The organism is Collinsella aerofaciens (assembly GCF_041537385.1).
Lineage (GTDB): Bacteria > Actinomycetota > Coriobacteriia > Coriobacteriales > Coriobacteriaceae > Collinsella > Collinsella aerofaciens_BV.
Window position 1 is genome coordinate 126,503 of sequence record NZ_JBGORS010000005.1, and the last position, 8,232, is coordinate 134,734.

The 8,232-nt window shown below is 60.9% G+C and carries 7 protein-coding genes; 4 read left to right on the forward strand and 3 right to left on the reverse strand.

Annotation, left to right across the window (positions count from 1 at the left end):
• Positions 1-385 precede the first annotated feature (385 nt).
• From ACEG18_RS07660 to ACEG18_RS07675, 4 genes are all read left to right on the forward strand, one after another.
• Positions 386-2,728: a heavy metal translocating P-type ATPase gene (locus ACEG18_RS07660; RefSeq protein ID WP_372542132.1), complete on the forward strand. Its 2,343-nt coding sequence runs from the start codon at positions 386-388 to the stop codon at positions 2,726-2,728.
• A gap of 147 nt (positions 2,729-2,875) precedes the next feature.
• Positions 2,876-3,097: a heavy-metal-associated domain-containing protein gene (locus tag ACEG18_RS07665; RefSeq protein WP_006235338.1), complete on the forward strand. Its 222-nt coding sequence runs from the start codon at positions 2,876-2,878 to the stop codon at positions 3,095-3,097.
• Between the two features lie 38 nt (positions 3,098-3,135).
• Positions 3,136-3,408 (forward strand): metal-sensing transcriptional repressor, encoded by a 273-nt coding sequence (locus ACEG18_RS07670; RefSeq protein WP_006235337.1) that lies wholly within the window; start codon positions 3,136-3,138, stop codon positions 3,406-3,408.
• 146 nt (positions 3,409-3,554) lie between these two features.
• Positions 3,555-4,028 (forward strand): hypothetical protein, encoded by a 474-nt coding sequence (locus ACEG18_RS07675; RefSeq protein ID WP_372542134.1) that lies wholly within the window; start codon positions 3,555-3,557, stop codon positions 4,026-4,028.
• 133 nt (positions 4,029-4,161) lie between these two features.
• On the opposite strand, the gene ACEG18_RS07680 is transcribed toward ACEG18_RS07675, so the two are convergent.
• The 3 genes from ACEG18_RS07680 to ACEG18_RS07690 all read right to left on the reverse strand — a co-directional run bounded on the left by ACEG18_RS07680 (position 4,162) and on the right by ACEG18_RS07690 (position 7,891).
• Entirely contained in the window at positions 4,162-5,532 is a 1,371-nt protein-coding gene (locus tag ACEG18_RS07680) for an amidohydrolase family protein (protein ID WP_372542136.1), read from the reverse strand.
• 296 nt (positions 5,533-5,828) lie between these two features.
• Positions 5,829-6,905 carry a hypothetical protein gene (locus tag ACEG18_RS07685; protein WP_372542138.1) on the reverse strand — a complete coding sequence of 359 codons (1,077 nt, stop codon included), beginning with the start codon at positions 6,903-6,905 and terminating at the stop codon, positions 5,829-5,831.
• A 278-nt stretch (positions 6,906-7,183) separates the two neighbouring features.
• A complete protein-coding gene (locus tag ACEG18_RS07690; RefSeq protein WP_372542139.1) occupies positions 7,184-7,891 on the reverse strand; it encodes a hypothetical protein in 708 nt (235 codons plus the stop codon).
• Between the last annotated feature and the right edge of the window lie 341 nt (positions 7,892-8,232).

Consider the following 8,232-nt stretch of genomic DNA (forward strand, 5'->3'; position numbering starts at 1 on the left):
CACCGCTTCGCAAACCCTGCCTAACATGCGCCGGGACGTCTACCACACGGGCGCCCCGGCGTTTTACGTTGTATGGCCGGGGCATCTGCTCCGAGATTGTCTCGATCTGTAACATCTAGCAGGCAAAACGGTCCCCAGGCGTTACAGATTGAGACGTTAAGTTGTGGCTCGATGTAATGTCTCGATCTGTAACAGTTACGGCTCAACGACTGGACCAGATGTTACAGATTGAGATGATTGGTTGGGACGGCCACCGATTGAGCAGCCACCATCATCTGTAATGAAAAGCATACATTCCAACTATTACTAGACACCCCCAGGGGGTATGGGTGTATAGTATCGGCAGGTTAACAATTTCAACACCAAACTACAGAAAGGAGAAGCCGTGGCTCAAGATAAGTTCGACGTGGGCGGCATGACATGCGCCGCCTGCCAGGCGCACGTGGACCGCGCCGTGAGCAAACTCGACGGCGTCCAAAGCGTCGCGGTCAACCTACTCGCCGGTTCCATGATGGTCGACTACGACCCCGCGCAGGTCTCCCCCGACGACATCTGCACCGCCGTCGACCGTGCCGGCTACTCGGCCTCGCCCGTCGATGCAGGCACCGGCGCCGCTGGCTCAAACGGCAGCGTGCAAGCCAGGTCCGGCGCCGCCCACATGGAGTCGCCGACCAAAAAGTTGGAGGCCGCTGCCTCTGCCATGCGCACCCGTCTTGTCGTCTCAATCGTATTCCTCATCCCGCTGTTCTACATAGGCATGGGGCACATGCTTGGCTGGCCGCTGCCCGGCGTCTTCACCGACCATACCCACAGCATGACGCTCGCCCTCACCGAGCTCGTCCTGCTCATCCCCATCGCCTATGTCAACGACGCGTACTTTATCAACGGGTTTAAATCGCTTGCGCACGGCGCGCCTACCATGGACGCCCTCATCGCCGTCGGCGCCACCGCGTCCATCGCCTGGTCGCTCTATGCCATGTTCATCATGGCCGACCAGTTAGCCGCGGGTCAGGTCCACGAGGCCATGATGACGGGCATGGACAATCTGTATTTTGAGAGCGCAGGCACGATCCTGTCGCTCGTCACCGTGGGCAAATACCTCGAGACGCGCAGCAAGTCCAAAACCGGCGGCGCTATCGAGGCGCTGATCGACCTGGCGCCCAAGACCGCGACCGTCGTGGCAGAGGACGGCAGCGAGACCACCGTCGACGTCGACAGCATCCTTCCCGGCCAGATCCTGCGCGTACGCCCCGGCGAGTCCATCCCCGTCGATGGCGTGGTGCTCGAGGGCAGCTCGGCCGTGGACGAGAGCGCGCTGACCGGCGAGTCCATCCCCGTGGAAAAGACCGCCGGTGACACCGTCAACGCCGCCACCGTCAACCGCACCGGCTCGTTTACCTTCCGCGCCACGCGTGTGGGTGCCGAGACATCGCTCGCCAAGATCATCAAGCTTGTCGAGGACGCCAACGCCACCAAGGCGCCCATCGCCCGCATGGCCGACAAGGTCGCCGGCGTGTTCGTGCCCGTGGTGTTCGTGATCTCGGCCGTGACCTTCTTGGCGTGGATGACACTGACCGGAAGCGTCAACGAAGCGCTCACCTCCGCCGTCGCTGTGCTGGTGATCAGCTGTCCGTGTGCACTCGGCCTAGCCACGCCCGTCGCCATTATGGTGGGCACCGGCAAGGGCGCCGAGATGGGCATTCTGTTTAAGAGCGCCGAAGCGCTGGAGAATCTGCGCAGCGTGGGCACGGTGGTGCTCGATAAGACGGGCACGGTCACCCGCGGCAAGCCTGCCGTGACCGATATCGTGGTAGCCACGCGTGCTGACGGCTCGCGCGCCATGAGCGAAAAGTCGCTGCTCAAGCTGGCCGCCGCGTTGGAGCGCTCGAGCGAGCACCCGCTGGCCGAGGCGATTATGGCCGAGTGCGAGGCACGCGGAATTGTCGCGCGCATGGTCGAGGACTTTGCCGCCGTGCCCGGTCGTGGCGTAACGGCGCGCGAGGGGCAGAATGTCATCGCCGCCGGCAACGTACGCCTGATGAACGAGTTGGGCGTTACCGTGCCCGCGGGTCTTACCGAGCAATTTGCCGCCGAGGGCAAAACACCGCTGTTCTTTGCCAAGAACGGCGAGCTTGTCGGCACCATCGCCGTGGCTGACGAGGTCAAAGAGACGAGCGCCGGGGCCATCGCCGCGCTCCGCAAGCTCGGCGTCGACGTGCGCATGCTCACCGGCGACAACCGCGTGACGGCCGAGGCTATCGCCCGCCGCGTGGGACTCACCAGCGAACAGGTCATCGCCGACGTCCTCCCCGCCGACAAGGAACGCCACGTGCGCGAACTGCAGGATGCGGGCGGCAAGGTCGCCATGGTGGGCGACGGCATCAACGACTCCCCCGCCCTGGCGCGCGCCGACGTGGGCCTTGCGATCGGCACCGGCGCCGACATCGCCAAGGAGGGCGCCGACGTGGTACTCATGCGCAGCGACCTCATGGATGTTGCGCGCGCCATCGAGCTTTCGCGCGCCACGATCCGCAACATCAAGCAGGACCTGTTCTGGGCGCTGTTCTACAACGGCATCGGCATTCCGCTGGCGGCAGGCGTGTTCTTCCCCCTCACCGGTTGGCAGCTCTCGCCGATGTTCGGCGCCGCGGCCATGAGCCTGTCGAGCGTGTGCGTCGTAAGCAATGCGCTGCGCCTACGAACCTTTAAGCCTAAAGTGGCAAAATAGGTTCACCCTTAAGTCCATTTAGAACGGGTTTTCCAGGTGCCCGAGATTGACCTGAAAGAGGAGCGACGCGTACTTTGGTACGCGAGCGAGGGCTTGAAGGCCAAGGTCGGGTGCCTGGGAAAGCCGACACAACAGAGAGGAATACCGATGCGATACACAATCAAGACTTCCGGCCTCATGTGCGGCCACTGCGACGCCACCGTCGAGACGGCGTTGCTCAACGTGGCCGGCGTGACCGACGCCGACGCCGATCACGAAACCCAGACCGTCCAGGTGGAGTGCGCCGACACCGTGACCGCCGAGCAGCTCGCCGCCGCCGTCGAGGGCGCCGGCGAGAAGTTCCACGCCCTGTCCGTAACCGCCGCGTAACGACCCACGCGCACCCCGACCAGAAACGAGGACCCGCCATGATGGCAGACCATAAATCGGTGACCCGCATGCTCAAGACGGCACGCGGTCAGATCGACGGCATCCTGCGGATGGTCGAGGAGGACCGCTACTGCGTCGATATTTCCACGCAGCTCATGGCAACGCAGGCGCTCATTGCGCGCATCAACGCCGACGTGCTCAAGGCGCATATCGAGGGTTGCGTGACCTCGGCAATCGAATCGGGCGACGAAGACCTCAAGGCCGCCAAGCTCGCCGAGATCGAACGCGTCGTCGACAAGCTCTCCAAGTGATTGGGGCATTGGGGACGGACTGCTTTGCACCATCTTGGTGTATCGGGGACAGGCACGTTTACACCACATTGGTGCAGAATAACCTGTCCCCCTTGCTCTAAATCGGGTATAAAGGCGTGCGGCATATCGAATGAAAGGCAATTTGCATGAATGACTTTATGAAGGGTCGCAATGGTGCCGATGAACTCACCATCGTGATGGGTTTTGCCGGCATTGTCATCGCGATGATCGGATCGATAGCCCGCATCCAGTGGCTCAGCTGGATCGCCATCGCCGTCATCGTGATCGGCGTGCTGCGCGGCCTGTCCAAAAACATCGACGCACGTCGCAAGGAGAACGAGGCCTTTGTCGCCGCGACCGCGAACGTCCCCGGCTTGGGCAAGTTCGTCGCCAGCTTGGGCGGTGGAACTGCAGCGGCCAGCACCTCACACGCAGCCGGCACCAGTAAGGAAGACTTTGAGCGTGCCAAGCGCACGGCCAAGAAGATGCGGAAGGGTCGCAAGACCACGGCATACCTCAAGTGCCCCAACTGCGGCCAGATGCTCTCCGTCCCCAAGGGCAAGGGCAAGATCCGCGTCACCTGTCCCAAGTGCCACGCCAAGATGGAAACCCGCTCCTAGCGCCCGCACGCGGGACAAATTAATCAGGTTTGTTTGTCCCAAATCTTAAGTATTTGTTCGATAAAAAAGCCGAGGCCTCGTGTTGAGACCTCGGCTTTTTGTATGCGGCAACGGAGCTGCACCTTTGTCACATCTACGCCACACCGTCGCGGGCCAGCTCCTCAGCCAGCGCCTCGGCCGGCATGGCCATAATCGCGTCGAGCTCGGCGTCCACCTCGGGAATACGCTTTACCTTGAGCTTGCGTACCAGATCACCGCGACACATCACATGTATCGGCTCACGCAGAGCGCACAGGTCATCGAGCGGATTCTTGCGCGTCACCAGGATATCGGCGGCCTTGCCGCACTCGATCGTACCGGTCTCGCCGCCCAGCCCCAGGAGCTCGGCATTGACCTGCGTAGCCGTATGCAGCGCGAAGGCGTTGCTCACGCCGACATACTTGGCAAAATAGGCAACCTCGCGCCACATGTCGTACTGCGTCACGAACGGGCAGCTCGAGTCCGTACCCAGGCCCACCTTAACGCCAGCTTCCAGTGCGGCGCGGGCGCTCTCGATGATGCCCGAGCACACGATGTCGCCGTTCTTCTTTTGCGCGTCAGTCGAATGGGTCTTTTCCGGGTCGAGCAATACAAACGGTAGTGCCGGGCTGATCGTGCAGGTAACGCTGGGCGCACGTCCCTCGAGCTGCGTGCCCGCGGCGCCACGGTACAGCTCCAGGATCTCGGGCGTCATCGGGGCACCGTGCTCGATCGTGTCGACCCCGGCCTCAAGCGCGGCCTTCACGCCCTCGGTGCTCTCGACATGAGCCATAACCGGCAGGCCCACCTCGTGCGCCGCCTTGCACGCCGCCGCGGCAACATCGATCGGCATGCGCAGCACGCCCGGCTCGCCAACTTCGGTCGCGTCGAACACGCCACCCGTCACGAACAACTTGATGACGTCGGCACCACGCGCGTACAAGTCGCGCACCTGTTCGGCCGCCTCGTCGGGCGTATTGGCGACCTGCGCGAACAGCCCCGCGCCGTGGCCACCCGGCACTGTAACGCCCGTTCCCGGCGCTACCAGACGCGGACCCTGATACTTGCCGGCATCGATAGCATCGCGCACGGCGATGTCGGCAAACAGCGGGTCACCCGCACCGCGCACCGTAGTCACGCCGCTTGCCAGCTGCTGCTGGGCGCTGGCTTTGAGGATGTGGCGAACGATGGCGCGGCCCACGGGATTGTCGAGCTTCTTCATCAGCGCGCCCGCATCACCCGCCGAGACCGGCTTGCCCGAACCGCACAGATGCACGTGCATATTGATGAGGCCCGGCATGAGATACGCCCCTGCCAGGTCGATGACCTCGGCCCCCGCGGGCGCCTGCGCCACAGCACTCAGCCCCATCCACGTGATGACACCGCGCTCAACGGCCACGGCCATATCGGGCTGCGGCTCCATATGTTCCGAACCATCCAGAATGGTCGCATTGATAAACAACGTGGAACGATCGGCAGATGCCATATCGAGCTCCTCCCTCACGATTAACTTGAACATTTGTCCATTATCACCTAGTCCCGCTGGATTGCTGCAGACGCATCGGTTAACGGAAGGAAGAGGGGATGTGGGGAGACGGAACACGTTGCAGTCCCACCCCAACGACACCAGGGAAATGTCTCGATCTGTAACAGGTACAGGGTTATTAGGCCCCTTGATGTTACAGATCGAGACATTCGGTCGACGTTTCACCGGCTTGTCTCGATCTGTAACAATTACGAGCTCAAACAGCCTCTAAACGTTACAGATCGAGACAAAACCTCTCAGCGCCCATACCACTGGCATCTCCACTCCTCAGCCAATTCAACCTGCCGAGGAATACCCGCCAGCCTCATTTTCTCGACCAGCTTCCCCGGGTCTTTGAGTTCGTTAAACGTAAACCGAAGCACCTTATGCCCGAGCATTGTCAGATGAGATTCCCGCTGACGCTCTGCCACGAATGGGTCAACCGACTCCCGACCCTCGCCGCTCTGCAAGGTGTACTTCCCCTTTCCGTCGAGCTCGCCGATGACACACGTCCCGTCCTCGAGCCGCCAAAAATAGTCGACGCGAAACACCTGGCTCGGATCGAGCGGGTCGCGAAACTCCACCTGCAGCTCCGGAACCGGAAAGCCGTACGCAATAAAGAATGCTCGGAACCGAGACTCGCCGCCGTTTTCAGACAGCCCGTCCGCATACGACGCAATCACCTGTGCCCTGCGATACCCTCGCCTGCCCTCGCAATCGGCGCGGAGGCGCTCGCACAAATCCCCACGTGATACGCCTTTCGCCCGCAGTGCAGAATCGGCAATCGCCAACCCGTAGGAGAACGGCGCACGCAGTAGGCAATCCTCCACCGTGCGCCAAAACGACGTCACCCGCACGCCATCAACATGCTCGAGTGCGCCCGCCATCTGCGGACGCAACAGCCGACATCCTGCACTCAGCGGCACCGAGCAACCTGTCTTAACAAGATATCGTGGCCCAAGCAGATCATTCGGCACCTCCAGACCCCACAAAAGCGCCGCGTCATAGCCCCAAAACGCCCAATCGGGATGAAACTCTGCAAGCCCTTTGATGGTACGCAGCGTTCGCTCCGCCGGCGTCAGCACACCCCAATCATGTTGAAAGCAGAACAAATACGGCTCGGGTTCCGCGATATCGTCGGTTCCAACATGACGCCGCAGCCACATGAGCTCGGCATTGTCATGCGTTGCGAGCAGCGCACCTTGCTCGGTCGCCTCCGTGAGTCGCGCGAGCATCCTATTCCGCGCCAACGTGTTGCGAGTCGTATGCTTGTGCTTGAAAACGGTATTAGACACTTCCATCACCACCACATCGGACAAATGGACCATCGTCACCGTTGCCTCCGCCGACAAACGTTTCGACCTGTAACAGGAAGACCGATTTTTGGACTGTAGATGTTACAGATTGAGACATTCCCCCCAACCAGGTGCCAAACGTCTTGATCTGTAACAGTTAGACGTTCTCCAAGCCCCTAAACGTTACAGATTTAGACAAACCAGCGGCGCCCAAGCATTCGTCTCGTTCTGTAACAGATAGACCGGTTTTTTGTCCCCAAACGTTACAGATCGAGACAAAAAGGCAAAAGGCAAGGCAGGCGACAACCACCCATCCCCTACTCCCACTCCTGCTCGTAGATATTGAGCGACTTTACGTAGCGCCCCTGGGCGCCCATGATGTCGCGGACCAGACGCAAGAAGAAGCTGATGCACGAGGTGTCAAAGCCGTCCTGCAGGTCCTCGGGATGCACCGCACCCGGCCCGTCGACCGCCGTGTCGTTCAGGCGCGCAATGTCATACAGGTAGAGCTGTCCCGCCACAAGCCAGACATCGTCGACGGAGGCGAGGCGCACCGCAATCGCGCCGTCGCTCCAGTGCTCCTTTTGCACGATATGTGGGTCGTAGACATCAAAGCGATGATCGGTGCGTGTGTCCTTCAGCACGACCATGCCGGACGCAGGATTCTTGTCCAAAATGCCAAAGCGCGAGAAATACTGCGTATCACGCACCTGCTCGAGCCGCTTGAGCGAGGCGGGCGAAAGCGATGCCGGCGGCTCGTCAACATATAGCTCGAGCAGCGTTTTGCCATGGCGATAGGGGCGCTCGAAAAGCAGCCAATCGGTAAACGCCATGTTGTAGGCCATGATTTCGTTTTGAGAAGGTTCCTCGCAATAGCTGAGCCACGGGTCGACGATAATCTCGAACTGCTCGCGCGCCGGCTCCAGGAATTGAAACTTCCGCAGCATCAAAAAGTGAGCCATGTCGGCAATATCGTTGCCGACGGCTTCAGCCAGCTCTGCTCGGTCAAAAGCGTGGTCAGTCATGGCATCCTCCTCAAACTGATGGACCTCAATTTGAGCTTACGAGGAGGGTGGGCAGCCACGACCAGCGCGGGCAAAATAGGCCTCCGGCTGCAAACCAGATGCTGACCAAACACTTGACGAAAAGCTTGACCCAAAATGCGCGCCGCAACAAAACCGCAGGTAAACATCGACGGCCAACCCGCCCTTTTGAGCCAGATGACCGCAGCCACCACAGAAACAACAGGTGATCACAGCCCAAGAAGTCGACAAATGAACGCCCGTACGTCGGCAAACGAGCAAACTGCTCGCAAATCCGCAAGGAGTGTCCCCGAATGCCGACAGAAAAGGAACGTCCCTAACTG